The organism is Paenibacillus sp. 22594, from assembly GCF_052044425.1.
Taxonomy (GTDB): Bacteria; Bacillota; Bacilli; order Paenibacillales; family Paenibacillaceae; genus Paenibacillus_AQ.
Map to the genome: position 1 here is coordinate 728,518 of NZ_JBQENA010000003.1, position 26,521 is coordinate 755,038.

Genomic DNA, 26,521 nt, shown 5'->3' on the forward strand with positions numbered 1-26,521 from the left:
GCCAACTTTACTTTTGCAAGTTTAATTATTCGCTGGCTTCTCCTGCGGCTGAACGCAACACCTTTTTCATGTTTTTCTCGAACTTTGCACGGGGAATGAGGACACTGTGATGACAGCCGGTACATTTAATCCGGATATCCATTCCCATACGAATGATCTCCATTTCATTAGTGCCGCAAGGATGCGGCTTTTTCATGAGAACAATATCACCAAGCCCAAAAACCTTCCGTTCCATTACTGTCCCTCCTCTTCTCCCTCATGGGTAGCGGCCACCTGTCTGCCCAGTCTTGCTTCTGCCGGATTACGTTCCCTCTGTGCCGCTTCCAGGCTCTCCACTTCCATTGCAGCCCTTGCAGCCTGTTCTGCCGCCTCACGCGCTTCCTGCTCGGCCTTAGCAGCCTCCAGAGCACTCTGCTTCTCCAATGCCTGTTTAATATCACTCTGGATCTGCCGCTCTGCAGCATCTCTTGCATTCGGAAGACAATTCGCTGCCACCCGGATCACATACTCGGAGGTGCTCATGGACTGAATCCCCAGAACATTCGGATAGGCAATAACATTTGGATTCCGCTCTTCTATCCCTTTAAGAGCTTCGCCGATCAAGGCGAGTGTCCCCTCAAGACCCCGTTCAATCTTCACCGGAACATCCACAACCGCCAAAGCATTGGCCAGTGAATAGTTAGTAACGTTGATAATTGTGCCATTTGGGATTATGTGTACTTCACCAGTACTGCTTAGCAATCTTGTCGTTCTGAGACCAATCATCTCTACTGTCCCTTTGTAAGTTCCTGTCTGGATTACATCACCAACAGCGAACTGGTCCTCAAAAATAATAAAGAAGCCGGTGATTACATCCTTGACCAAACTTTGTGCTCCAAACCCGATGGCAAGTCCGACTACACCAGCCCCTGCCAATAGTGGACCCAGATTGAAATGAAATTCGGAAAGCACCAGCATAATCATGACAAAATTACAGATGAACGTAACCACATTCTTCAGCAACCCGCCTACGGTTGAGAACCTGCGGTTATCCCCTAATAGTTTTCCGCGTGTCTCCCTTTCCATCGACCGGTCAATCACCTTAGAGACAACTTTAATAATAACTCGGGTCAAAATGAAGATTAAAAGAATACGCAATCCTGCAAATAACACATTCGCCCACATCTCCGCATCTGTTACCACGTTCCACACCTCGTCTTTGAACCGAACTGCATTTTGCACAGCTTTGCCAGTAGTCAAGGTCTCCAGAATCCACCTATTCATCCAACCCCTCCTTTTCTCCGATTAATTCATAACCGTCACTCTTATTCGCTCTAAAAATCCCACGTATCTCAACATTCTGTTCCTTTACAATCTTGCGGACCTCTCCCAGTGCTCCCCGAAAGAATTGGATCGACATTGCACACCCGGCAGTAATCTCCTTCGGAGTGGGGAAAATATCAATTTCGATTTCTGCATATTCAAGCAGCATCTCAGCACGCAGCGCCTGTTGGGTAGAGTCAAAGGCAATCAGCAGTTCCTCATTCATGTGCAAGCCTCCTTCTGGGTTTATTGTCCTATCTCTATCGAGTGAAGTATAAAAAACATTTTTCATCCATATACTAGGATCATCAGCAGGCTCTCAAACCAAAATATCCTATGGCTTATCTGCTGGTATTTTCGCATACGCTCCGTCTCAGAAAGGAAGATCATATGAATTCTTCTTCTAAAGCTGCCTCATTGCCGGAACCGTCTTGTTTAAAAATATCACATGCTGATCCCAATATCTATTCTGCTATTACACATCGGCTGCTGTTTCATTTCTCCCGCACCCACTCAGACACACCAATCATTATAGTCTGTGTGGGTACAGACCGTTCAACCGGCGATTCACTCGGACCACTTGTCGGAACGGCATTAGCCCGCTTTCACAGTCCCTTGTTTCATTTGTATGGTACCTTAGACGAGCCTGTACACGCTGTGAATTTAGAAGAAACTCTTACCCTAATTCACGAAAAACACAAACATCCATTTATCATAGGCATTGATGCCTGCCTGGGTCATTCCGCCAGTGTCGGATGTATTCAGGTTGTCGAAGGTCCACTGAGGCCCGGAGCGGGGGTTAACAAGCAACTTCCTCCTGTCGGAGATATCCACCTCACTGGAATTGTGAATGTCGGCGGATTTATGGAGTATTTTGTCCTGCAGAACACAAGATTAAGTCTAGTCATGCGGTTGTCCGACATCATTGCTTCCAGTCTCTATTCTGCTTTAAGACAATGGAACCTTCATGCTAGATCTGCTGCGACGCGAGAGCAATAACTTCCTTTTCTTCGGGTGACAGCGGATATTTCGATTCTCCGCCCTCAAGAGGTTTAGAGTAAACATATGAATTTTCACGGTTATGAAGACTAGTCAAGACAACCCCACTCCGATTATCGTCTATGATAGCAATCGAGAAGCTCAGGTCATTCCCCCGCTCTCCAAAAGCATTGTATCGTTTCACTGCAACCTTTGACTTCATGCCTCGGAGTTTGACCTGTGCTGCCTCAATCATTGTCTTGTGCTCCCGCTGCGTTTCTTCCAGCATGTCCCCCTGGTTTCTTAGATCGATTAGTAAACTTTCCAGGTCTTCCACACCATTCCCGGTCATCATTGCCTCATATTTCCGCCGCATTTTACGAATCCTTGCTCCCTGAACAATCAATGTGATTGCCAGCACCATGATAATTAATGCAAACCCCATGATGAATACCGACAACTGCTCAGAAATCACTTCATTTAACTCCGACATGTACAGACCATCCTTCTGTATAAATATAAGTGTAGATATATTCCGTATTAATCATCTTACTACCTCTTTTTCACACATGACCATGCATAACATTGGTGCCAATATATGTTTGCTTGATATATTATTTTTTCTGTCCATACATTTCTGTTATTGCAATCAGCATTCTGTGAATATCCTTATCTGTTGAAGTGACGCCCACGCTTGCTCTTACAGCCCCACTCTTAAGTGTTGATGCAGCTTTATGGGCTAACGGAGTACAATGCATACCTGCGCGTACAGCAATATTATATTCACGATCGAGGCGATGAGCGATATTTGCTGAATCCTCCCCCTCAATGACAAAGGCCACTATCCCACTTCGTTCCGAACCTATCTCAGGTCCTAGCAGCTTCATTCCAGGAATAACAGACAACCCTTCCATGAGCTTCTGGGCTAAATCCCATTCCTGACGGTGGATATTCTCCAGACCCAGAGACATCACCTTCGTCACTCCTGCCAGCAGTCCGGCTATCCCCACCCCGTTTTGCGTGCCTGCCTCATACCGGTCCGGACGCACGCCAGGCTGTTCGCTATTTTCCGACTGGCTCCCAGTGCCTCCATGCATCAGAGGGATCAGATCCAGCTCCGGCGCTATATACAACCCTCCAGTACCCTGTGGCCCCAGTAACCCTTTATGCCCTGGAAATGCAAGCAGATCTATATTCATTTTTTTTACATCAATAGTTAATGAACCTGCACTTTGAGCAGCATCCACCAGAAAGACTGCACCATTTGACTTGGCAATATCTCCAATCTCACCAATAGGCAAAATACTTCCTAACAGGTTAGAGCTGTGATTGCATATCACCATTTTTGTGTTGGGCTTAAAGGTCCTTTGCAATTCAAGCAAATCCACTTGTCCTTCACGATCAACCTTCACATAATCAATGGAGATACCCAGGGTTTGACGCAAAAACTCCAAAGGTCTACGCACGGAGTTATGTTCCGTCATTGTTGTAATAACATGATCCCCTGGTTGAAGTGTACCCTTAATGGCCATATTTAGCCCCATTGTAGTATTGTGTGTAAAGGCAATATTTTGGGCATTAGAGACAGAAAAGAGTTCAGCTAGTTTACTTCGTGCTCTCACAAGTACACGCCCGGCTCCTATGGCTAATGAATGACTCCCACGTCCGGCATTCGCTCCGGAGTTTTGTAGTGCGTCCATCATGGCCGAGCCAACCTCAAGCGGTTTTGGCCACGAGGTTGCCGCATGGTCCAAATAGACCAATTCCTCCATTTTCTCACCCTCCACCCTTTCATCAAAAAACATACCCCTCCATATCCGTTTCAAGGGATATCTCAGGATATGTTTTTAGCACAGATATCCATATCAGTTGCCCAATAGTTCCAACAATCTTTCCAGGTCTTGGGCACTGTAATAGTTCAATTCGATTTTCCCTTTTTCTTTACCCTGTTTGATTTTCACTGTTGTTTTGAATCTCTCACGCAATAACTCTTCAACATTATCAATATACGGATCACGCTTTACTATCTTTGCCTTAATTGCCCCAGTTGGTTTACGGTCCAAATTCTTAACAACCTCTTCCAACTCTCTAACGCTCCATTGCTGTTCCACACATTGTTCCGCTAGTTGTTTAACAGTTTCCGGGTCTTTAAGTGCTACAATAGCTCTGGCATGACCCATGGAAATTGTTCCACGTGAAACATATTCCTTCACCTCTTCCGGTAAGGAAAGCAAACGCAGGAAATTTGCGATGTGCGATCTGGACTTCCCTACCTTCAAAGAAAGCTCTTCCTGGGTAAGTGCGAATTGATCCATCAACCCTTGGTATGCAACCGCAATCTCCATAGCATTCAAGTTTTCACGCTGCAAATTCTCAATCAGCGCAATTTCCATAACCTGTTGGTCGCTTAGACTACGGATAACTGCTGGAATAGTTGCTTTACCACAAAACTGTGATGCTCTGAATCTGCGTTCGCCGGCAATGATTTCATAGCCTTTTAGAACACTCCGAACAATAATCGGCTGTATGACTCCATGCTGTCTTATCGATTCTGCCAATTCCTGAATGGCATCTTCATTGAAATCCTTACGCGGTTGGTAGGGGTTCGCCCGCAATTGCGCTAAAGGGATCTCCACAACTTTATCATCTTCGTTAATGGATAAAGATGGTATTAGTGCATCGAGTCCTTTCCCTAAACGCTTACTCATAAGAAATCACTTCCTTTGCCAACTCCAGGTACACTTCTGCACCTTTGGAGCGATTATCATAAGTAATAATGGATTGCCCGTGTGAAGGGGCTTCACTTAGTCTCACATTACGCGGAATAATCGTTCTGTATACCTTTTCCTGGAAATACTTTTTCACTTCTTCGATAACCTGAATCCCAAGATTCGTCCGGGCATCCAGCATTGTCAGAAGCACTCCCTCTATTTTGAGATGAGGATTAAGATTTTTCTGAACCAGACGAACCGTATTCAACAGTTGGCTCAAACCTTCCAATGCGTAATATTCACATTGGATTGGAATGATAACGGAATCAGCTGCGGTGAGTGAATTTATGGTAAGGATACCCAATGATGGCGGGCAGTCAATAATAATATAGTCGTAATTCGACTTTACGGCATTTAAAGCCTTCTTCAGCTTTAGTTCTCTGGAAATAGTGGACACTAATTCAATTTCCGCACCAGCCAATTGAATAGTTGCCGGAATAATATGGAGACCTTCAATTTGTGTCTCTAATATCGTTTCTTGGGGATTTGCTTCATTAATAAGAATATCATAAATGCAATTTGCTACATCCGCTTTGTTGATGCCAACGCCGCTAGTAGTGTTTCCTTGTGGGTCGATATCAACAAGAAGCACTCTTTTTCCTAAAGTAGCCATTCCGGCACCTAAGTTTACAGAGGTTGTTGTTTTACCAACACCACCTTTTTGATTTGCTATAGCAATAATCTTGGACACTAATTTCACCTCGAATTGTTAGGAAGAATCATCTTGTAGGTCGTGAGTTGTAACGGCGCTAACCGCCTGCTGAGCTATGGCATCAATTTCACGAAAAATATAAGCAAGTTTCAGATAAGACTCACATTTGGGTTGTTTGACAATACTCCGGTTCAGGTCACAGAAAAGGCGGCCAATCACCTCAGGGCCGCCTTCAGCTTGTTAAAACCATTTATCGTTTTGGGATTTGAATGACAATCTCGTAATGGTCACCGCGGTCGTTTTCAGAGGTTTTAATCTCCATTCCCGAACCGGAAACCATATCTATGGATTGACGAATTGTATTAAGAGCGAGACGAACATCCTTAGTGTAGGAAACCCGTTTTGATTTTTTGGTTTGATTAACTGCTTTATAGAAGGCAATACGCGCTTCCGTTTGTTTCACATTCAACCCTTTGGAAATGATCTCACCCAGAACCTTTAGCTGCATTTCAACTGTATCAAGCGATAGCAGTGATCTTGCATGTCGTTCTGTAATTTGTCTTTCCATTAATGCTGTTTTCACTTGTTCAGGGAGATTTAGCAAACGGATTTTGTTGGCAATGGTTGATTGACTTTTTCCAAGCCGCTGCGCCAGGCTCTCTTGTGTCAATTGGTGAAGATCGATTAATTTTTGGTATGCAATAGCCTCTTCAATTGAGGTCAAGTTTTCACGCTGCAAATTTTCTATTAAAGCTATAGAAGCAGCCTGTGAATCATTGAACTCACGAATAATAGCCGGGATCGTTTCCATCCCCAGTTTTTTAACTGCTCGCCAGCGCCGTTCTCCTGCAATGATCTCATATTGGGAATCACGCATACGAACGACTATCGGCTGGATAACCCCATGAGTTTTGATAGTTTGACATAGCTCGTCTATCTTTTCGTCATCAAAAATTGTCCGGGGCTGATAAGGACTACTAATGACCTCATGAACCGGGATCTGTTTGACCTCTTCTCCGCTGCTCCGCTCGGTAAATCCAAAAAGCTTGGTGAATTGTTCTTTCATTCCGTTCATAACCACCTAATTTCGTTATAGTACGATCTTCTTGACCTTGCCTAGCGAAAAGCTTATCGTACAGCAAGTAGAAGCGGCTACGCCGTCCTCAAAAGAAGCGTATGCTTCCGGAGCAGCGATACTGCGCGTCGCCTTCAGGTATCCGTTTAATGAAATAACCTGAAAACCGTCCCAGGCTTACGCCTTCATATATTGGAGATTCTGCAGCGAATGAATCGCTTACGCATGAAAAGTCTTACTATATTATTCTATCACTTTTTAACCTATAATCCTATTCTCCAAAGAGACCTATTTTTCCTGCATTTCATGCTTTAATCGTCCTAAACAAAAAATCGAACCTCTCCAAAGAGAAAAGGTTCGATTTTTTCACTTGTTGAACGGATATCGTAAAATGTTTCACGTGAAACAATTAAATTAATGGAGCTTTAGCCGGCATTCCTGCTTTGCGCGGATATTTTGCCGGGGTCGCGCCAGTTTTATGGATTAAAATAATATGCCTGGCTGACTCTTCAACAGGCAGACTGAAGGATTCCACCTTGCGTAGTTCAGCACGTAATTCCTTAAAACTGCGCTTGGCCTCAGTCAACTCCTCGGTAGGATCGTTGCCCTTCATCGCCGCAAAAACTCCATCTTTTCGGGTAAAGGGAAGGCAAAGTTCATTCAACAGCGATAAACGTGCAACAGCTCGTGCTGTTACCAAATCATACGCATCACGGTGAACAAACTGACGTGCTATATCCTCAGCCCTTCCATGAATCAATTGTACATTTTGTAATTTCAATGTATCACAGACGTGTTGAAGAAATGAAATTCGTTTACTAAGTGAATCTACGATGGTAAGTTTCAAATGCGGGAAACAAATTTTCAGAGGGATTCCAGGAAACCCAGCACCTGAACCGATATCCGCCAGTTTATTCACATTCTCCATATTCATGAAGAAAGACAGGGAAAGTGAATCATAAAAATGCTTCATGTACACTTGGTCGCGTTCAGTTATGCCGGTAAGGTTCATTTTCTCATTCCATGAAACAAGCTCTTTGAAATAAAGTTCAAATTGCTCTAACTGCTTTGGTGTTATTGTGATTCCTTGTTCTTGCAGTAAAGCAGTAAACTGAGCTGCAGTATTATCCATAGATTATCCTTTCGCTGCTGTCACACGGTTATAATGCTCCAGGTGTACAAGGAGTATTGAAATATCAGCCGGGGTTACACCGGAAATTCGAGATGCCTGACCAATAGAGATAGGAGCAATTTTAGTCAGCTTTTGCCGGGCTTCCATAGCCAGACCATGAATTTCATTGTAGTTGATATCGTCTGGAATCTTCTTTTTCTCCATCTTTTGCAGCTTTTCCACATGCTGAAGCTGTTTTTCAATATACCCGGCATATTTGATCTGTATTTCTACCTGCTCCTTCATTTCTTCATCCAAACCTTCAGGAGAAGGTGACACCAGATCCACGAAGCTGTAAGTAAGCTCCGGGCGCCGCATCAGTGTCAGCAGGTTGCTTCCATCAACAATGGGCGCGGATTCGTACTCCGCAAGTGCAGTGTTGACATCGACAGGTTTCACCTTGGTTTCACGAAGACGAATGATTTCACGCTCTACCTGTTCTTTTTTCTCCAGGAAAGCTTCATATCGCTGTTCTGGAATCAGACCAATATCATAACCAATTGGTGTCAAACGCAAATCAGCATTGTCATGACGAAGCAATAAACGGTATTCTGCACGTGAGGTAAGCAGCCGGTAAGGCTCATTGGTTCCTTTGGTAACCAAATCGTCAATCAGAACGCCAATATATCCTTGAGAACGGTCCAGTACAACTGGCTCCTTCTCCTGTACCTTGCGGGCCGCATTAATACCGGCGATAACTCCTTGTCCTGCCGCTTCCTCATACCCGGATGTCCCGTTAATCTGTCCAGCTGTGAACAAGCCAGGCAGGCGTTTGGTTTCCAGTGAAGGCCAAAGCTGGGTTGGAACCATTGCATCATATTCAATCGCATAACCATTGCGCATCATTTCTACCTTTTCCATCCCAGGAATAGATCGCAGCACAGCCAATTGGACGTCTTCAGGAAGGCTGGTAGACAACCCTTGAACGTAATATTCAGCTGTGTTTTTGCCTTCAGGCTCTAGGAAGATCTGATGTTGCGATTTATCGCTAAAACGCACCACCTTGTCTTCAATGGAAGGACAATACCTTGGACCTGTTCCTTCAATAATACCCGTAAACATCGGAGCCCGGTGCAGATTATCATTGATGATCTGATGAGTAACTTCGGAAGTGTAGGTCAGCCAGCAGGGCAACTGTTCATTATCAGATGATTTGGTTTCAAAGGAAAAGAACTTCGGCTTCTCATCTCCTGGCTGAATTTCAGTCTTAGAAAAATCAATCGTATCCTTATGCACCCGTGGCGGTGTGCCAGTCTTAAATCGAACAAGATCAAACCCAAGTTCGCGCAAATTCTCAGAAAGTCTAACCGAAGGCTGCTGATTGTTCGGCCCGCTCTCATAAGTCAACTCACCCATGATCACTTTGCCGCGCAGGTAGGTTCCTGTAGTCAGAATGACTGTTTTGCTATGGTATACCGTTCCTGTCTTTGTGATGACACCGGCAACTTTTCCATCTTCAACAATCAGTTCCTCCACCATCCCTTGGCGAAGGGTCAGATTTGGAGTTTTCTCCATGGTTTCCTTCATCGCGTGCTGATAAAGAAATTTGTCTGCTTGTGCACGTAGCGCATGAACTGCAGGACCTTTACCGGTGTTAAGCATGCGCAGTTGAATAAAGGTCTTATCAATATTGCGGCCCATTTCACCGCCGAGAGCATCGATCTCACGCACAACATGCCCTTTGGCGGGACCGCCAATGGACGGATTACATGGCATGAAGGCTACCATGTCCAGATTAATTGTAATCATCAGCGTGCGGCAGCCCATTCGTGCTGCGGCAAGTGCAGCCTCGCAGCCGGCATGGCCTGCGCCAATGACCACTACGTCATAGCTGCCTCCATCAAAGTTCATAGGTGTTACCTCCTAGTTTCTTCTTTTTATAGTGGATACGCTTATCAAGCGCAGTTATTTCCCCAAACAAAATTGTGAAAAGATTTGATCCAAGAGCGAATCAGCAGCCGTATCTCCAATAATCTCTCCGAGCTGCTCCCACGCAAGGCGTACATCAATCTGAATCATATCTATAGGAATATGCATATCAGCAGCCTCGTAGGCATCCTGCAAGGATTTATAAGCCTTTTTGAGCAGAGCAATATGCCTTACATTGCTTACATAAGTCAGATCCCCTGATTCAAGCTTACCTTCAAAAAAGAGCTCAGAGATTGCTTCCTCCAGCTTATCTAAACCTTCCTCCTCCAGCACAGACATCGGAACAATGCTCGATTCGCTGAAATAAAAGAGCAGTTTATCTTTGTCCAAACGGGAAGGTAAGTCCATTTTATTCATGATCACCAGTGCTTGTCTACCTTGGATTTGTTCCATTAATGCCAATTCATCCTCATGAAGCTCATCGGCTGAGTTCAGAACAAGCAGGATAAGATCAGCATCACTAAATGCCGCCTTGGAGCGTTCAACGCCGATTTTCTCCACAATATCCATTGTTTCGCGAATTCCAGCAGTATCAAGCAGCTTTAGCGGTATATTGTTAATCGTTACATACTCTTCTATAACATCACGCGTTGTTCCCGGAATATCGGTTACAATCGCTTTGTTGTCACGGGCAAGCGCGTTAAGCAAGGAGGACTTGCCAACATTGGGACGGCCGACGATTGCAGTCGTAATGCCCTCGCGCAGTATTTTTCCTTCATTTGCTGTCTTAAGCAGTCTGTTGATGCCATCCATAACCTCTGTGCTTTTATCTTTAATAAATTCAGCAGTCAAGGATTCCACATCATGCTCAGGGTAATCAATATTCACTTCAATATGAGCCAGTGTTTCAATAAGTGTATGGCGGAGTGTGTGAATACGTTCAGACAAGGAGCCGCTAACCTGCTTCAGCGCAACCGAAAAAGCCCGGTCCGATTTCGAACGAATCAGATCGATTACCGCCTCCGCTTGGGAAAGATCAATACGTCCGCCCAAAAATGCGCGCTTAGTGAATTCCCCAGGTTCCGCAAGTCTAATATCCTGCTGCAGCAGAAGATCCATTACTCTCCGAACCGAGATCACACCGCCATGTGCACTTATTTCAACCACATCCTCAGTAGTAAAAGAACGTGGTCCCTTCATCACAGTGACCAGCACTTCTTCCATTCGTTCTCCGTCATCGGGACTGATGATATGCCCGTAATGAACGGTATGCGATTCCACTTCTGTGAGCGGTGTCTTACTGCGAAACAATGGAGCCACCTGGGAAATCGCTTGGGGGCCACTGACCCGGATAATCGCTATCCCGCCTTCGCCTAATGCCGTAGATACAGCAGCAATGGTGTCACTAAGCATACTCTGTTCACCTCAATTTGTTCTACACTTCAGCTCTGGCTGAATGAATGATTTTGTTCATATATTCGAAAAAAACAATGACCCCTTACATTGGTCAAGGAGTCATTGCGGCAATATAGTCTCTACTTCAATGTGATAACGACGCGGCGGTTCGGTTCTTCACCCTTGCTGAGTGTATTGACCTGCCGGTGGTCCTGTAATCTGGAGTGAATAATCTTCCGTTCCTGAGGGGACATTGGCTCCAGAACAACCTCTTTGCGGGTACGAACAACTCGTCCAGCCAAGCGGTCAGCCAGCTCTTCCAGCGTCTTCTTTCGGCGTTCACGGAAATTCTCCGCATCCAGCACAAGCCGGATAAAACTATCGGAATAACGGTTGGCAACAATATTGGCCAGATACTGCAGAGCATCAAGAGTTTGTCCTCTTCTGCCGATCAGCAGCCCCAGGTCCGGACCGGATATTTGTAGAACAGTCGATTCCTTGGCATGAATGATTTCAACTTCCACCTCGAGCCCCATGCTCTTGGCGACATCCACAATGAAATGAACGGCCTCTTGGTAAGCATCCTCTACCGGGTGTCCGGAATCTTGGCGTGGTACACCGCCGGCAGCCTCTTGTTTGCTCTCTCTAGTTGACTGATGAGGCAGTGACGGAGCACTCGCCGCTGATGCCGGTGCGGCTTCGGTAATCAAGGTCAGTTCGACCTTGGCACCCTTCGCACCGATCAATCCCAGGAATCCTCTTGACGGCTGTTCCAGTACGTTGACCGTTACCCGGTCCTTGTGAACTCCAAGCTGGTTAAGGCCTCGTTCTACAGCTTCTTCAATGGTTTTCCCTGTCGCGACGACTTTGCTCATTTTGACTTTTTGGCCTCCTTATTTCCTTTGCTGCTGTTGCCTTTCGCAGCAGGAGTAACATCCTTGCGGGCGGAGTTATTCTTACTCTTCACCAGATTGACTTCTTTGGTGCTACCGGTGCCTGCACCAGCAGTAGCAATAGCCAATTTGGCTTTGTCATTGTTGCGGTACAAGAAATAGTTCTGAATAATGGTATACAAGTTACTGTAAAACCAATACAGCGGAAGTGCAGACGGGAAGTTGTAGGACATGATGAAAATTAGAACTGGATATACCATCATCATGAACTGCATAGGACCCTGCTGTTGTACAGGGTTCATCTTAGTCATCATCCGGGTCTGCAGGAATGTAGTCGCTGCTGCCAAAAGCGGAAGGATGAACAGATGATCGGGCTTGCCGAGCTGCAGCCACAGGAACGAGTGTTCACGTAGAGACGGATTATAATAGATTGAATTGTAAAGCGCGATAAAGATCGGCATTTGCACAATCAGCGGCAGACAGCCGGCCATTGGGTTAACCTTGTTCTCCTGGAACAGGCGCATCGTTTCTTGTTGTACCTTTTCAGGCGTATCTTTATATTTTTTCTTAATTTTCTCGAGTTCCGGTTGAATAGCCTGCATCGCACGCGAGCTTTTTACCTGTTTCATCGTAAGCGGCAGGATGATTGTGCGGACAATAATAACCATTACAAGGACGGCTAAGCCATATTGTCCATTAAACCATTTAGCAAAGGTATCCAAGGCTGTGGCAAAATAATAAACCACATTACTCTGCCAGAAGCTTCCGTGCTTCAAATCCTCCGTAGTATGCGTCACAGTTGTTGACGACGGAGAGCACCCCGACAGAACAGCAATCATTAATACCATTACACCGAGGAGAAGAAACCATTTTCCTCGTTTAGTCTTCAATAGAGACACTTCAAAACCCCTCTCTTAAACATTCCATTGCACCGTAAATCATATCATATTTATGAATACAAATAAACAAGCCCATTCTGCCCCTATTACGCGCGTGAAGCCTTGAGCAGCTTGGCTTTGCGAAGCACATGAAGAACGCTTTTCTCCAGTTCGGCATAATCCTTGGAGAGTGCCCCTTTTCTTACGATAAACACCATGTCAATACCTCCGGAAATTTCCGGTTCATGATGTCTGACAATCTCCTTGACCAGCCGTCGCATCCGATTGCGGACAACCGCGTTTCCGACCTTCTTGCTGACCGACACTCCAAGCCGGAACCGCTCCACCTCTCTTCTGCTGAACCAATACACCACGAACTGATGATTGGCAAAAGACTTCCCATGGCGGTATACGCGGCTGAAGTCGGCGCGGTTTCGTAATCTTAGACTTTTGTGCACGGGAATCTCCTATTCAAAGACCGGACTCAAAGTGCTCCGGAATTTTATCTTCTAATTAGTATAGTCATCGGGGAGCCGACATAAACAGCTCTTGTTCTGAACACTACTTCATCCCACATCAATTATATTCGTACATTAAAAAGCCCCGCAAAGTGTAGCAACGCTGTCTTAGGCGCATTCCACTGCAGAGCTGAATAATTCCATACAATGAGAAGAAACCGTTGCCCTTGTTTCTTTCTAGTGTGAGAACCGTTTCTGACGGTATATAAGGAAGTAATTAATTTACGGATGTAAAACAATACGTCCCCAACATTTAAAAAAGGACCACCGTAGTGGTCCTTAAGTGGCCTAACTTACGCACTCAAAACTTTTCTGCCTTTCAGGCGGCGGGCTGCCAGCACTTTACGGCCGTTTTTCGTGCTCATTCTTTTGCGGAAACCATGCACCTTCTTGCGTTTGCTCACATTCGGTTTGAACGTCGGTCTCATGTATTGCACCTCCCTTACAGGATCATATTTACTGTCATATAAGCAGAAACGGACTAGGCCGTCCTTGAAGTAGGGACAGTATCTACAAGTATTATCATTTTAATTTGGAGACATATCCTCACAGAAAACACCTTTATATATTAAAGCATATAATCGATTCAAAAGTCAACCTTGTCCGCTTCCCCTTATACATCCTCTTTTTAATGCATTTATCCACAATGTTTTTTCCTGCAAAATAATCCACAGCGTTTTACAGTTATCCACCTGTGATTAAAAAATCAAACTAAATACTCACAGCTTCGAACAACCTGTGTATAAAAAAATCGCCGGCATAGGAGATCATGTCGAATGGTAAACAAATTATCAACAATATCTAGTGTTGTTCTTAAAAATTATACACAAGTGATTGAATTTGTGGATAAAATGGCCGCGCACATTGAAAAACAAGGGGGGTTTTGCTATGATGGTATTACTTTTGAATGTGAATAGATTTGTTTGTTCCCTATATTATCAACAAGCTGTGGATAAAGTTGTGAACAATTCAAATTTATCCATGTTTTTTTGTCTCTATATATTGCCTATTGGGGATAAGATTCAGCACCAACCCATTTTCTTCGACATTTCCACTTCATGGCTGATGCCACATTTGGAAGATTTAAAGGAGTGACAGTCTGTGGACAGCCATACTTCCGAATTATGGCAGCAAATTTTATCGATTATTCAAACCAAACTAAGCAAGCCGAGCTTTGATACCTGGTTTAAGGCTACGAAGGCGCTTACGTTCGGCCCTCAGGCTCTAATCATCTCGGCGCCTACAACCTTTGCCGTAGAATGGCTGGAAAGTCGTTATACAAAATTGGTAGGAGCTACTGTTTATGAAGTTACCGGTGAGCAAGTTGAGGTCAGATTTGTCATTGAGGAGAACAAACCGGCCGAGCCGGTAGTTCAACAAATGGCTCCTTCTCCAGCGGTATCGCGTGAAGAAGCGCAGACCCATTTGCTTAATCCCAAGTACACTTTTGATACGTTCGTCATCGGTTCCGGCAACCGCTTTGCACATGCTGCCTCACTGGCAGTGGCAGAAGCACCGGCCAAGGCTTACAATCCCCTGTTTCTTTATGGAGGCGTAGGATTAGGAAAAACTCACTTGATGCATGCAATCGGACATTATGTGCTCGAGCATAACCCAAATAACAAGGTTATCTACATCTCGTCTGAGAAATTCACCAATGAGTTCATCAATTCCATCCGTGACAACCGCGGAGAAAGCTTCCGTAACAAGTACCGCAATGTTGACATTTTGCTCATTGACGACATTCAATTCCTCGCCGGCAAGGAGTCAACGCAGGAGGAATTTTTCCATACGTTCAATGCTTTGCACGAAGAACGCAAACAAATCATTATCTCTAGCGACCGTCCCCCAAAGGAAATTCCCACATTGGAAGAACGGCTGCGCTCCCGGTTTGAATGGGGACTCATCACCGATATTCAGCCACCGGATCTGGAGACGCGAATTGCCATTCTGCGTAAGAAGGCCAAGGCAGAGAACCTCGATATTCCGAATGAAGCAATGATGTACATTGCCAATCAGATCGATACGAACATTCGTGAGCTTGAAGGTGCTCTAATTCGCGTAGTCGCCTACTCGTCTCTGACCAACCAGGATGTCACTACTCATCTGGCAGCCGAAGCCCTCAAGGATATAATCCCTTCCAGCCGGCCAAAGATGATTACAATCAATGATATTCAGCAAAAAGTCGGCGAATATTACAATTTACGCATGGAAGACTTCAAAGCGCGTAAACGCACCAAGGCTGTAGCTTTTCCACGGCAGATCGCCATGTATCTCTCCCGGGAGTTGACGGATTATTCGCTGCCTAAGATCGGAGAGGCATTCGGAGGACGGGACCATACAACCGTTATTCATGCCCATGAGAAGATTACACAGTCATTAAAGGTAGACCAGGAGTTGTACAAAGTGGTAAATAATCTTGCGGAGAAAATTAAAAATCCTTCATAAGAGGAACTAAGAGCCTATACACAATCTATACACATGTGGGTAGGCTTAATTTTATGCTGTTTTCGGGGTTATCCACATAAACGGAGCCCCTACTACTAATACTAATAAATAACTATAATAATTCATCTTCTAAGAGCCGCGTTTCGTAGAGGAAGAACCATCACCCATTTCCCAATTTTTCAGCTAGGAGTGAAATCATGAAAATAAGCATTCTTAAAAATGAACTCAACGAATCGATAGGTCACGTATCCAAGGCAATCTCCAGCAGAACAACCATCCCGATTCTGACCGGGATCAAGTTTGAAGTCAGCCATCAGGGGGTTACTTTGACTGCCAGCGATACGGATATCTCCATCCAATCCTTTATTCCTGCTGAAGATGACAGCCATACGATTGTAAAAGTCGAGCAGCCCGGAAGCGTTGTGCTTCCAGCCAAGTTCTTCGTTGAGATTATCAAGAAGCTTCCCTCCAAAGAAATTCACATGGAAGTCAAGGAAGGCTTTCAAACCTATATCTCTTCAGGTTCCACCGAGATTCAAATCGTAGGCCTTGATCCCGAGGAGTTCCCTGTGCTGCCTAGCATTGAGGAGAACGAGACCATCTCAATGCCTGGTGATTTGCTGAAAAATATGATCAAACAAACTGCTTTCTCCATCTCCACACAGGAGACAACTCCTATTTTGACAGGGATTCTGTGGAATCTTAGCGATAATGAATTCAAGTTCACAGCGACCGACCGCCACCGTCTGGCGACAAGAGCTGCACATCTGGAAGGTACTGAAAGTGTCCAATTTGCTAATGTTGTCATTGCCGGTAAAACGCTGAACGAACTCAGCAAAATTATTCCGGACCAGAATATGCTGGTCGACATTGTAGTGGCTGACAACCAGGTGCTGTTCAAGATCGACAAGGTGCTGTTCTATTCGCGGATCCTTGACGGGATTTATCCGGATACTTCTAGAATTATTCCGACTGCCTACAAAACAGAACTAACTTTAGATACAAAAAAACTTAGCGAATCGATTGACCGTGCTTATTTGTTGTCCCGCGAGGAAAAAACGAATATTGTACGTATGCAGACGCTGGATAATGGGGATGTTGAAATTTCATCCAGCTCATCGGAGCTGGGTAAAGTACGAGAAGAGCTGGAAGTCATTGATTTTAAAGGCGAACCGCTCAAGATCTCCTTCAACTCAAAATATATGCTGGATGTGCTCAAGGTGGTTGAGAGTGAGCAGCTCGTAATTGCTTTTACAGGAATGATGAGTCCGATTATCCTGAAACCGCTGGATGAAAGCCGTAGTCTGTATGTCATTCTCCCGTATCGTACAACGAATTAATGCCGCTCTCCATGCACATGTGGATAAGTGGCTGAAAGGACGAAAATCATGAAAAAAATACTTATCCACAGTGGATATATTAAGCTCGACCAGTTTTTGAAACTCTCTGATTGTGTATCCACAGGCGGGATGGCCAAAGCCTTACTTCAGGAAGGACACGTATGGGTCAACGGAGAAAAGGAAGATCGGCGTGGAAGAAAGCTGTATCCGGGTGATAAAATAGAGGTTCAGGATAACGGCGTTTTCGAAGTCGAAGGCGGCGGAATAAAAGAGTAACACTTCGGGGAGGCACAGCTTCGTGTTTGTCAAAAATATCGGTCTGCAGCATTACCGTAATTACGGGCTGCTGCGTCTGGAGAACCTGGGCGATGTAAACCTGATACTTGGTCAGAATGCCCAGGGTAAAACGAACCTGATGGAGGCACTGTTTGTGCTGGCGATGACTAAGAGTCATCGGACCTCCAAGGACAAGGAGCTTATTTCCTTTGACGCTCCAGCAGGCTCCGCGCAAATTGTGGCCGAGGTGGAACGTAAATACGGGGATTTGAAGCTGGAGCTGACCCTGACTACTGGAGGCAAAAAAGCCAGGATTAATGGACTGGAGCAGCGAAAGCTGAGCGAGTTCATAGGTTCTTTGAACGTTGTCATGTTCGCTCCTGAAGATCTGGAAATTGTTAAAGGAACCCCTGGCATCCGGCGCCGGTTCCTTGATATGGAAATCGGCCAAGTGCAGCCGGGCTACCTGTTTCATCTGCAGCAGTACCAGAAAGTACTGCTCCAGCGGGGCAACCTGCTGAAGCAGCTTTGGGGGAAAGAGGCTGCTGGCAAAGAGCTTTTAGAAATATGGGATGCCCAACTTGTAGAGCATGGTGTTAAAATCGTCAAAAAAAGGAAACAATTCATAAAGAAGCTGCAAATATGGGCAGAAAGCATTCACCGTGGCATTACGAACGGCGGAGAAGAACTGAAACTATTGTATGTTCCCTCTTTTGGTGAGCGTGAGATGGAAGATGAAGCTGTCTTATTAGACAATTTTATGTTAAAGTTATCACAAACGAGAGATCAGGAAATCAGGCGCGGCATGACGCTGACGGGTCCCCATAGGGATGACCTGTCCTTTTTTATCAACGGAAGAGAAGCTCAGGTCTACGGTTCCCAAGGGCAGCAACGCACGGCAGCTTTATCGCTCAAGCTGGCGGAAATTGAGCTGATCCATGAGGAGATCGGAGAGTATCCTGTGCTGCTTCTTGATGATGTTTTGTCCGAACTTGATCCCTATCGTCAGACCCAGCTTATCGAAACTTTTCAAAGCAAGGTGCAGACTTTTATCACCGCCACCGGGGTTGAAAGTCTGAGTGCCGATAAATTAAAAGGCGCAAGCCTATATCATGTGCATGACGGGAAAGTGGAGATCTAAAGAGCGGAGGAAGACCATGTATATTCATTTGGGCGGGGAAAAGATTATTCGATCCTCAGAGTTAATTGCTATATTTGATATCTCGATTGAGAAATCCTCCAAGGTATCGAAGCAGTTCATTATTCATTCCGAGCAGGACAAAAAACTGGAACGAATCGGTGAAGAGGAAGCGAAGTCCATTGTCGTAACCAAAAATACTGTATATTACTCCCCTATCTCCTCCTCCACTCTTAAAAAACGAGCCAAAATCTTGCTGGAAATATAATGTTGTATGATGTACAAGAGATAATCTGAAAGAAGTAGGTGAAGGCATGTCAATGAATCAACCGACATATGATGAGAGCCAGATTCAGGTACTGGAAGGGCTGGAGGCAGTTCGGAAACGTCCCGGCATGTACATCGGCTCTACTAGCGCCAAAGGTCTGCATCATTTGGTCTGGGAGGTTGTCGATAATAGTATCGATGAGGCGCTGGCAGGCTATTGCGACCGGATTCAAGTGAAGATTCATGAAGATAATAGTGTCACTGTAATTGATAACGGCCGGGGTATCCCTGTCGGTGAGAATGCAAAACTGAAGAAGTCTACGCTTGAAGTCGTTATGACTGTCCTGCATGCAGGAGGGAAATTCGGCGGTGGCGGATATAAAGTATCAGGCGGTCTGCACGGTGTAGGGATATCTGTCGTGAATGCCTTGTCCGAGAAGGTGGTTGTGAACGTCAAGCGTGACGGTCATATCTACCAGCAGGAATATAGACGCGGTGCTCCGCAATATGATATCAAGGTTATCGGTGATACCGATGAGACGGGTACGACTACAACGTTCCATCCAGATCCGGAGATTTTCACTGAAACCACTGTGTTTGAGTATTCGACCCTGCTTACCCGTGTTCGCGAATTGGCTTTTCTGAACAAAGGTATTGAGCTTTCGTTGCTGGATGAACGAACAGGAACATCGAATGTGTTCAAATACGAGGGTGGTATCGTAGAGTATGTAAAATATCTGAATGAGAAAAAAGAAGCACTGCACGAAAACCCAATCTACGTAGAAGGCTCGCGGGATATGATTGCGGTGGAAGTTGCTCTGCAATATAACGATTCCTATACAGAGAACATTTACTCTTTTGCCAATAATATTAATACGCATGAGGGCGGGACTCATGAATCCGGCTTCAAGAGCGCATTAACCAGAATCATCAATGACTATGCTCGTAAGACCGGAGTAATCAAGGATAGCAGCTCCAACCTGACGGGTGATGATGTGCGTGAAGGTCTAACGGCGATCATTTCCGTCAAAATTCCTGAGCCCCAATTCGAAGGCCAGACCAAGACCAAACTGGGCAATAGTGAAGTGCGCGGTATTGTGGAATCCCTTTTCGGAGAAAAACTGCAGGAATTTTTGGAAGAAAATCCAGCGGTTTCCCGGCGTGTGCTGGAGAAATCCATGCAGGCTTCCCGTGCCCGTGAAGCAGCCCGCAAAGCCCGTGAGCTAACCCGCCGCAAGAGTGCGCTTGAAGTCAGTGCCCTGCCGGGCAAGCTGGCTGACTGCTCCTCCAAGGATGCTTCCATCAGCGAGCTATACATCGTCGAAGGGGACTCCGCCGGCGGCTCCGCCAAGCAGGGACGTGACCGTCATTTCCAGGCGATTCTGCCGCTTCGCGGGAAGATACTGAACGTTGAGAAGGCGCGCCTGGACCGTATATTGTCCAATGCTGAAATTCGGGCAATTATCACCGCATTGGGAACCGGCATCAGCGATGACTTCGATTTGTCAAAAGCCCGTTACCACAAGGTTGTCATCATGACCGATGCGGACGTCGACGGAGCACATATCAGAACCTTGCTGCTAACGTTCTTCTACCGCTACATGCGAAAAATTATCGAAGCAGGCTATATTTATATCGCTCAGCCGCCACTGTTTAAGATTGAGCGTAATAAAGTCATCCGCTATGCTCAAACTGAGAAGGAGCGAGAGGAGATTATTGCCAGTTTCGGTGAGAATGTTAAAGTCAATGTTCAGCGCTACAAAGGTCTCGGAGAGATGAATGCGACACAGCTCTGGGATACAACTATGGACCCTGAGAGTCGTATGATGCTGCAGGTTACCATTGAGGATGCAATCCTGGCGGACGGAATCTTTGATACGCTGATGGGTGATAATGTTGAGCCGCGTCGCGAATTTATCCAGGAGCATGCTCAATCCGTACGAAATCTCGATATCTAATATTTGTAAGCTGTTATAGTGAACCTCCGTTTTCTCTATTTGTAATAAATATGAGAATGCGGAGGTTCTTATTTTTATCGTCTTTTAGCCAATTTGTGCCGGGAAATCGAGGAGCGGGTTCTTTTTAATCTGCCGTATGCTACTGCATAAAGACGGATTTTACGGTAAATCGTCTTATCCTGAAAGCTACTGAACACAATAATGGATGGAAGGGTATTGACCTCCAGTAGCCAGAGATCATGATGCGGATCCAAAGCTACATCAAGTCCAATCTCTTTAAGATCCGGATAAGCAGTTTCTAGCTGTGTGGCAATTTTTACTCCCAATGATTTCAACTGCTGAATGGTTGTTTTCAGTTCAATTGGACTCATATGTTCTTTAAGCAGATGGTGGACGGAAAAAATACTGCCTCCACTATGATAGTTGGTGACGACTTTTTGCGGTGCGGCTACTCTTCCCAGCATCCCCGTGGTTTCCCATGCTCCTGACAGATTTTTTTGCGTAAGTACCCTTAGATCGAAAGGCCGATCCTGATGACGTAGTAGATCAATGCCCTGCTGAATCAAATATATACGACCCTTAATCCGCGGCAATAACGCTGCATGCAGCTCTTGTAGTGATGAAAAAGCTTCTGCATCTTTTGCGTAACGAAGGATATATATTACCTTTTGTTCAACGATTATTTCGCTATTCTCCATATCATTGTTTGGATCACAATCATTGCCCGGCTGATGGCCACTTGGGCTTAAATGGACCGTGCGTTGTTCTGCCCTCATTACGCCGCTGCCGTAAGTGCCACGATCTGGCTTAATATATACCGTCCCATAGATCCCAAGCAGTTCTATTAACGCCTCTTGACTATATTTTCGCGTTTCGGGGATGAATATAGCCAGCTGACGGTTTTGTAAAATGACTTTCGTCTTAGACCATTTGCTGGATACCCGTTGAATCCTCATAGTCTACCTCCCTCAAAGTATTACAAACAATCAATCCCCTAGTTTTCTTCATGCAATTAGGATATTCATTACTCATCTGCTCGTCGTAAAAATGGATTTCATATACATAGGGTCTGGCACTAGGTATACTGAAATGTCAGGACAAGCCACCCAAACAGTGCTATAATATAAGGATATGGGGCTATGTCTTTTGGGACAAAAACAGGGATATAAGGTCATTCTTCTTGTCATTACAGTCTATGTACGGAAGACAGTGGCTGAGAGGGCGTATACCCGTATCCCACTAAAAGAAAATCATTATAGAAGATAAAAGGCTATCATGTTTAATTGTGCTACTTTTGTGAAAGTAATATAATAAAGGGTAGCGGTTTTTAACTGAAGGAGGTCCAGCAACTCATGGCTGAACAAAATAACCCGCAAGTCAAAGATCGGGACATTGGTGTGGAAATGCGTGAATCCTTTATGGATTACGCGATGAGCATCATTGTGAGCCGGGCTTTGCCGGATGTGCGGGACGGACTTAAGCCTGTCCACCGACGCATTTTGTTTGCGATGTCGGAACTTGGAATGTTTGCCGATAAACCTCATAAGAAATCAGCGAGAATCGTCGGTGAGGTCATTGGTAAGTATCACCCTCACGGGGACTCTGCTGTTTATGAAACGATGGTACGTATGGCGCAGGATTTCTCAATGCGGTATATGCTCGTGGATGGTCATGGCAACTTTGGTTCCATTGACGGGGATATGGCTGCTGCAATGCGTTATACCGAAGCCCGGCTCTCCAAAATTGCCGGTGAAATGCTTCGCGATTTGAATAAAGAAACGGTTGATTTCGCGCCCAACTATGATGGTGAAGAGAATGAGCCGGTAGTATTGCCAGCCCGTTATCCGAACCTGCTTGTAAATGGGGTATCGGGTATCGCTGTTGGTATGGCTACCAATATTCCTCCTCATAATATGGGAGAGGTTATTGATGGTGTACAGGCTATGATCAAGAATCCTGATATTACACCCATGGAACTCATGGAATATATTCAAGGTCCGGATTTCCCAACGGCCGGTTATATTTTGGGCCGTGAAGGTATCCGTCAAGCCTATCGAACTGGCCGCGGATCGGTTACAATGCGAGCCAAAGCAAATATTGAAGAGAATAACGGAAAAGCGCGAATCATTGTTAGTGAACTGCCTTACCAGGTCAACAAAGCCAGATTGGTGGAGAAGATCGCTGAATTAGTTCGTGAAAAACGGATTGAAGGCATTACAGATCTGCGTGATGAGTCCGACCGCAATGGCATGCGTGTAGTTATTGAGATGAGACGTGATGTGAACCCGAGCGTTGTGCTGAACAATCTTTATAAACACACCTCGATGCAGTCTACATTTGGTATTAACATGCTTGCTATCGTTAATAACGAACCAAAGACTCTTAATCTCCGTGATGTGCTCTACCACTACTTGCAGCACCAGATGGAAGTTATCCGTCGCAGGACGGTCTTTGACCTCAAGAAGGCTGAAGCGCGGGCACATATCCTGGAAGGCCTGCGAATCGCGCTAGATCATCTCGATGAGGTTATTGCCTTAATTCGTGCTTCCCGAACTACTGATATTGCAAGAGATGGCTTAATGAGCACATTCAGCCTCAGCGTAGAACAGGCACAAGCCATCCTTGATATGCGGATGCAGCGTCTGACCGGGTTGGAACGGGAAAAGATTGAGAACGAATATAACGAGCTTTTGGCCAAGATCGCGGAGTATCGTGAAATTCTGGCTAATGAGCATTTGGTACTGGAGATTATCAGTAATGAGCTTCAGGAGATTCGGGATAAGTATTCTGACGATCGCCGTACGGAAATCACGGTAGGTGAAGAAAGTATCCTCGATGAGGATCTGATTCCACGTGAAGAGGTTGTCATCACCATTACGCATACCGGGTACATCAAGCGTCTGCCAGTTAGCACCTACCGCAGCCAGAAGCGCGGAGGCCGTGGTGTTATCGGGATGGATACCAAAGACCAGGACTTTGTGGAGCATCTCTTTGTGAGCAACTCCCACAATTATCTGATGTTCTTTACCGATAAGGGCAAGGTTTACCGGATCAAGGCTTATGAGATTCCGGAGCTGGGACGCACTGCACGGGGAACACCAATCATCAACCTGATTCAGATTGAGCAGGGTGAGAAGATTAGCGCTGTAATCCAAGTTGAAGATGCCGACAGCGACAAATATCTGTTCTTCGCTACCCGTGAAGGGATCGTTAAGAAGACACCTCTTGAGGATTACAACAATATCCGCAAAGGCGGATTGATTGCGATCAATCTCCGTGAAGAGGATTCACTGATCGAGGTGAAGCTGACAGATGGTGAGCAGAATCTGATTATTGGTACGGCACGCGGGATGTCGATTACGTTCTCCGAGAACGATGTTCGTTCTATGGGACGCAGCGCAACTGGTGTTAAAGGTATTTCACTGGATGATAATGACCAGGTCATTGGGATGGATTGTGTAGATAAGGAACTTGAGGTACTGATAGTTACCACCAAAGGTTACGGTAAACGTACCCCTGCCCTCGATTATCGCTCCCAAACTCGTGGCGGTAAAGGGATCAAGACCATTAATCTTACTGACAAGAACGGTCCGGTAGTCGGACTGAAGGTTGTCAAAAAAGATGAGGACCTCATGATCATCACGACGAGTGGCACTCTGATCCGTACCAGCATGGATGGCATTTCTACCATGGGCCGTTATGCCCAAGGGGTTAAGCTGATTAATATCCGTGAAGACGATGCAGTCGCTACGCTCTGCAGAGCCGATAAAAATGAAGAGGATGAGTTCTCCGAACAAGAGACAGGAGAAGAGATTCTGGATGCAGCAGTAGAAGGAACTGTTGAAGAAGTTCAGTCCGAAACTGTTTCCGATAGTGAAGACGACAGCCTCGAATAAATTTATTATGGAGAGTATGGGTTTCTGCTTGCAGAGACTCATGCTCTTTTTGTGTATGTGGGGTTGAAATGAATAAATCACTGGAATTAATTTTTTAAGGAAACACCTTACCCCATCTAGTCGCTTGAGGTTATCCATACTATAATTAGGGAAGTAAAATCACTGAGCACAAGTTTCACTGAAACAGAGGGGCTGAATGTATGCCAAGCATAACGGTAGGAGAAGTTAAGCCAGGTACAAAAATTATTAAAGATGTAGTCACACCTTTGGGTGGCATTCTGTTCACCAAAGGGAAAATTATATTACCGAGGGATATTGAAATCCTGCAGGCCTTCTTGATTCAACAAATAGAGATCGAAGGTGCTCAGGGGGAGAGTACTGCTCCTGAAACAGCCAAAGCCACGAAGCAGACAGCTTCGGCAAAATCTGGTGCTGTAATCAACGAGTCTCAACTGGTCAAAAGCAATTCTCCACTTCATGATGAATATGAGAAGATGGTGGCACTTGTTAAAAAAAGCTATGCTGCGGCTGCTGCCGCCCCACTCCCCATATTGGAATTACGAAGTCAGTTAGAAGCACTAATCAGCCACTTGAAGGACTATCATGTACTGAAATTTGCACCACGCGTTCATTTGGAACAGGATTATAATTATCATAATGCGGTACTCTCTGCTTTAACCTCCTATAAAATCGCCCAGTGGTGCGGATATCCACAAAAGGATTGGATGCAGTGTGCCTTTGCAGGCCTGTTGCATGATATAGGCAACGTCAAGGTAGATGCTGCCCTGCTTCAGAAGCCAACGCCGTTGACTGCCCCTGAGATAGAGGAAGTCCGCAGGCACACGACCTATGGATACCAGCTGTTGCGTAATGTTACGGCTATCAATGAAGGTGTTCGATTGGCCGCGCTGCAGCATCATGAGAAAATTGACGGGTCAGGTTATCCGCTTCGTATGGAAGGCAGTCAGATCCACTTCTATGCTAAGATTGTGGCCGTTGCAGATATATTCCATGCCATGACACTTGTGAAGGCCTATAGAAAGGCACAGTCACCCTATCTTGTATTAGAGCAGCTGCTTACAGAGAGCTTTGGTAAACTTGATCCTGTCATTGTCCAAACGTTCATTCAGAAAACAACTAACTTATACAACGGTACAAGAATACGTCTTAGTGATGGTCGCCACGGTCAGATTATTTTTACAGATCGGAGTAATCCCACCCGCCCTATGGTGCAAGTGGAAGGTGCAATCGTTAACTTAATGCTGGATCGGGAATTGTATATCCAAGAGATTATTGCTTAAGGCTGTCTTTGCTGCTTATCCCATAAGGCTGTTTCCCTTCTTAGCTGCTAACAATGGGTGGTTAAGAATGGAACAGCCTTTCTACTAAGCATCTCTAAAATAATGCTTGCAATGAAACGCTGTACATGGTATATTCTTATTCCGGCCAAGAAACATCAACGCCGAGCTCGAAAAGAAATTGAAAAAAAGAGCTTGCATTACTCGGCCGAACATGATATATTATAAGAGTTGCTGGTGACGAGATAATCGACACCGACAACGAGCTTGATCTTTGAAAACTGAACAACGAGTGAGTGGGATTTCACGAAAGTGAGATCCAAAATAGAGAATATTTTATTCTCGTCAGATGTTTCAAAATGAGCAATCGCTCTTTCTAAATACCAATTTGGAGAGTT

General features: G+C 45.3%; 27 protein-coding genes. 10 read left to right on the plus strand and 17 right to left on the minus strand.

The window, feature by feature from the left end:
* Positions 1 to 25 precede the first annotated feature (25 nt).
* Genes ACTJKB_RS13970 through ACTJKB_RS13980 form a run of 3 tightly spaced genes read right to left on the minus strand, consistent with a single transcriptional unit; the run spans position 26 to position 1,528 of the window.
* Positions 26 to 235 (minus strand): DUF951 domain-containing protein, encoded by a 210-nt coding sequence (locus ACTJKB_RS13970; RefSeq protein WP_074112964.1) that lies wholly within the window; start codon positions 233 to 235, stop codon positions 26 to 28.
* Positions 235 to 1,263, minus strand: a complete 1,029-nt coding sequence (locus ACTJKB_RS13975; protein ID WP_440834708.1) for a mechanosensitive ion channel family protein — start codon at positions 1,261 to 1,263, stop codon at positions 235 to 237. Before ACTJKB_RS13975 ends, ACTJKB_RS13970 begins: the two co-directional genes overlap by 1 nt.
* Positions 1,256 to 1,528, minus strand: a complete 273-nt coding sequence (locus ACTJKB_RS13980; protein ID WP_440834710.1) for a DUF3343 domain-containing protein — start codon at positions 1,526 to 1,528, stop codon at positions 1,256 to 1,258. Before ACTJKB_RS13980 ends, ACTJKB_RS13975 begins: the two co-directional genes overlap by 8 nt.
* Positions 1,529 to 1,692: 164 nt before the next feature.
* On the opposite strand from ACTJKB_RS13980, the gene yyaC reads away from it, so the two are divergent.
* Entirely contained in the window at positions 1,693 to 2,301 is a 609-nt protein-coding gene (yyaC, locus tag ACTJKB_RS13985) for a spore protease YyaC (protein WP_440834769.1), read from the plus strand.
* On the opposite strand, the gene ACTJKB_RS13990 is transcribed toward yyaC, so the two are convergent.
* The 12 genes from ACTJKB_RS13990 to rpmH form a co-directional block, all read right to left on the minus strand.
* Entirely contained in the window at positions 2,273 to 2,773 is a 501-nt protein-coding gene (locus ACTJKB_RS13990; RefSeq protein WP_440834711.1) for a DUF4446 family protein, read from the minus strand. The two genes, yyaC and ACTJKB_RS13990, sit on opposite strands and share 29 nt — an antisense overlap.
* A gap of 121 nt (positions 2,774 to 2,894) precedes the next feature.
* A complete protein-coding gene (locus ACTJKB_RS13995) occupies positions 2,895 to 4,052 on the minus strand; it encodes an aminotransferase class V-fold PLP-dependent enzyme (protein WP_440834713.1) in 1,158 nt (385 codons plus the stop codon).
* 93 nt (positions 4,053 to 4,145) lie between these two features.
* Positions 4,146 to 4,988, minus strand: a complete 843-nt coding sequence (locus tag ACTJKB_RS14000; protein WP_440834714.1) for a ParB/RepB/Spo0J family partition protein — start codon at positions 4,986 to 4,988, stop codon at positions 4,146 to 4,148.
* Positions 4,981 to 5,742, minus strand: a complete 762-nt coding sequence (locus ACTJKB_RS14005; RefSeq protein ID WP_020425724.1) for a ParA family protein — start codon at positions 5,740 to 5,742, stop codon at positions 4,981 to 4,983. Before ACTJKB_RS14005 ends, ACTJKB_RS14000 begins: the two co-directional genes overlap by 8 nt.
* Before the next feature lie 211 nt (positions 5,743 to 5,953).
* Complete coding sequence (noc, locus tag ACTJKB_RS14010; protein ID WP_440834715.1) at positions 5,954 to 6,769, minus strand: nucleoid occlusion protein; 816 nt, start codon at positions 6,767 to 6,769, stop codon at positions 5,954 to 5,956.
* A 418-nt stretch (positions 6,770 to 7,187) separates the two neighbouring features.
* Positions 7,188 to 7,910 (minus strand): 16S rRNA (guanine(527)-N(7))-methyltransferase RsmG, encoded by a 723-nt coding sequence (gene rsmG, locus ACTJKB_RS14015; protein ID WP_440834716.1) that lies wholly within the window; start codon positions 7,908 to 7,910, stop codon positions 7,188 to 7,190.
* A gap of 3 nt (positions 7,911 to 7,913) precedes the next feature.
* Positions 7,914 to 9,800: a tRNA uridine-5-carboxymethylaminomethyl(34) synthesis enzyme MnmG gene (gene mnmG / locus ACTJKB_RS14020; protein WP_440834717.1), complete on the minus strand. Its 1,887-nt coding sequence runs from the start codon at positions 9,798 to 9,800 to the stop codon at positions 7,914 to 7,916.
* A 54-nt stretch (positions 9,801 to 9,854) separates the two neighbouring features.
* On the minus strand, positions 9,855 to 11,231 hold the full coding sequence (gene mnmE / locus ACTJKB_RS14025) for a tRNA uridine-5-carboxymethylaminomethyl(34) synthesis GTPase MnmE (RefSeq protein ID WP_440834719.1): 1,377 nt from the start codon (positions 11,229 to 11,231) through the stop codon (positions 9,855 to 9,857).
* 122 nt (positions 11,232 to 11,353) lie between these two features.
* Entirely contained in the window at positions 11,354 to 12,088 is a 735-nt protein-coding gene (gene jag, locus ACTJKB_RS14030) for an RNA-binding cell elongation regulator Jag/EloR (protein WP_440834720.1), read from the minus strand.
* On the minus strand, positions 12,085 to 13,005 hold the full coding sequence (locus ACTJKB_RS14035) for a YidC/Oxa1 family membrane protein insertase (RefSeq protein ID WP_074086484.1): 921 nt from the start codon (positions 13,003 to 13,005) through the stop codon (positions 12,085 to 12,087). The genes jag and ACTJKB_RS14035 overlap by 4 nt, the downstream gene beginning before the upstream one ends.
* A gap of 86 nt (positions 13,006 to 13,091) precedes the next feature.
* Positions 13,092 to 13,442, minus strand: coding sequence for a ribonuclease P protein component (rnpA, locus tag ACTJKB_RS14040; RefSeq protein WP_074086485.1), 351 nt, complete (start codon positions 13,440 to 13,442; stop codon positions 13,092 to 13,094).
* Positions 13,443 to 13,795: 353 nt separating this feature from the next.
* Positions 13,796 to 13,930, minus strand: coding sequence for a 50S ribosomal protein L34 (rpmH, locus tag ACTJKB_RS14045; protein ID WP_019914530.1), 135 nt, complete (start codon positions 13,928 to 13,930; stop codon positions 13,796 to 13,798).
* A gap of 348 nt (positions 13,931 to 14,278) precedes the next feature.
* Here rpmH and ACTJKB_RS14050 point away from each other — a divergent pair, with 348 nt between their 5' ends.
* The 7 genes from ACTJKB_RS14050 (at position 14,279) to gyrB (ending at position 20,929) form a co-directional block, all read left to right on the plus strand.
* Positions 14,279 to 14,419: a hypothetical protein gene (locus ACTJKB_RS14050; protein WP_167374746.1), complete on the plus strand. Its 141-nt coding sequence runs from the start codon at positions 14,279 to 14,281 to the stop codon at positions 14,417 to 14,419.
* Between the two features lie 184 nt (positions 14,420 to 14,603).
* On the plus strand, positions 14,604 to 15,950 hold the full coding sequence (dnaA, locus tag ACTJKB_RS14055; protein ID WP_440834722.1) for a chromosomal replication initiator protein DnaA: 1,347 nt from the start codon (positions 14,604 to 14,606) through the stop codon (positions 15,948 to 15,950).
* A gap of 197 nt (positions 15,951 to 16,147) precedes the next feature.
* Positions 16,148 to 17,290 carry a DNA polymerase III subunit beta gene (gene dnaN / locus ACTJKB_RS14060; protein ID WP_440834723.1) on the plus strand — a complete coding sequence of 381 codons (1,143 nt, stop codon included), beginning with the start codon at positions 16,148 to 16,150 and terminating at the stop codon, positions 17,288 to 17,290.
* A 48-nt stretch (positions 17,291 to 17,338) separates the two neighbouring features.
* Positions 17,339 to 17,566 (plus strand): S4 domain-containing protein YaaA, encoded by a 228-nt coding sequence (yaaA, locus tag ACTJKB_RS14065; RefSeq protein WP_074086489.1) that lies wholly within the window; start codon positions 17,339 to 17,341, stop codon positions 17,564 to 17,566.
* Between the two features lie 22 nt (positions 17,567 to 17,588).
* Complete coding sequence (gene recF / locus ACTJKB_RS14070; protein ID WP_074086490.1) at positions 17,589 to 18,707, plus strand: DNA replication/repair protein RecF; 1,119 nt, start codon at positions 17,589 to 17,591, stop codon at positions 18,705 to 18,707.
* A gap of 16 nt (positions 18,708 to 18,723) precedes the next feature.
* Complete coding sequence (remB, locus tag ACTJKB_RS14075) at positions 18,724 to 18,972, plus strand: extracellular matrix regulator RemB (RefSeq protein ID WP_019914525.1); 249 nt, start codon at positions 18,724 to 18,726, stop codon at positions 18,970 to 18,972.
* A gap of 46 nt (positions 18,973 to 19,018) precedes the next feature.
* Entirely contained in the window at positions 19,019 to 20,929 is a 1,911-nt protein-coding gene (gene gyrB / locus ACTJKB_RS14080; RefSeq protein ID WP_440834725.1) for a DNA topoisomerase (ATP-hydrolyzing) subunit B, read from the plus strand.
* Positions 20,930 to 21,003: 74 nt separating this feature from the next.
* Here the strand turns inward: gyrB and ACTJKB_RS14085 are convergent, their stop codons facing one another.
* A complete protein-coding gene (locus ACTJKB_RS14085; protein WP_440834726.1) occupies positions 21,004 to 21,885 on the minus strand; it encodes a YheC/YheD family protein in 882 nt (293 codons plus the stop codon).
* A gap of 396 nt (positions 21,886 to 22,281) precedes the next feature.
* Between ACTJKB_RS14085 and gyrA the strand changes: the two genes are divergently transcribed.
* A complete protein-coding gene (gene gyrA, locus ACTJKB_RS14090) occupies positions 22,282 to 24,825 on the plus strand; it encodes a DNA gyrase subunit A (protein WP_440834727.1) in 2,544 nt (847 codons plus the stop codon).
* A 200-nt stretch (positions 24,826 to 25,025) separates the two neighbouring features.
* Positions 25,026 to 26,126, plus strand: coding sequence for an HD-GYP domain-containing protein (locus ACTJKB_RS14095; RefSeq protein ID WP_440834728.1), 1,101 nt, complete (start codon positions 25,026 to 25,028; stop codon positions 26,124 to 26,126).
* A gap of 197 nt (positions 26,127 to 26,323) precedes the next feature.
* Here the strand turns inward: ACTJKB_RS14095 and ACTJKB_RS14100 are convergent.
* On the minus strand, positions 26,324 to 26,521 hold a 198-nt coding region (locus ACTJKB_RS14100; protein WP_440834729.1), incomplete at its 5' end, for a hypothetical protein.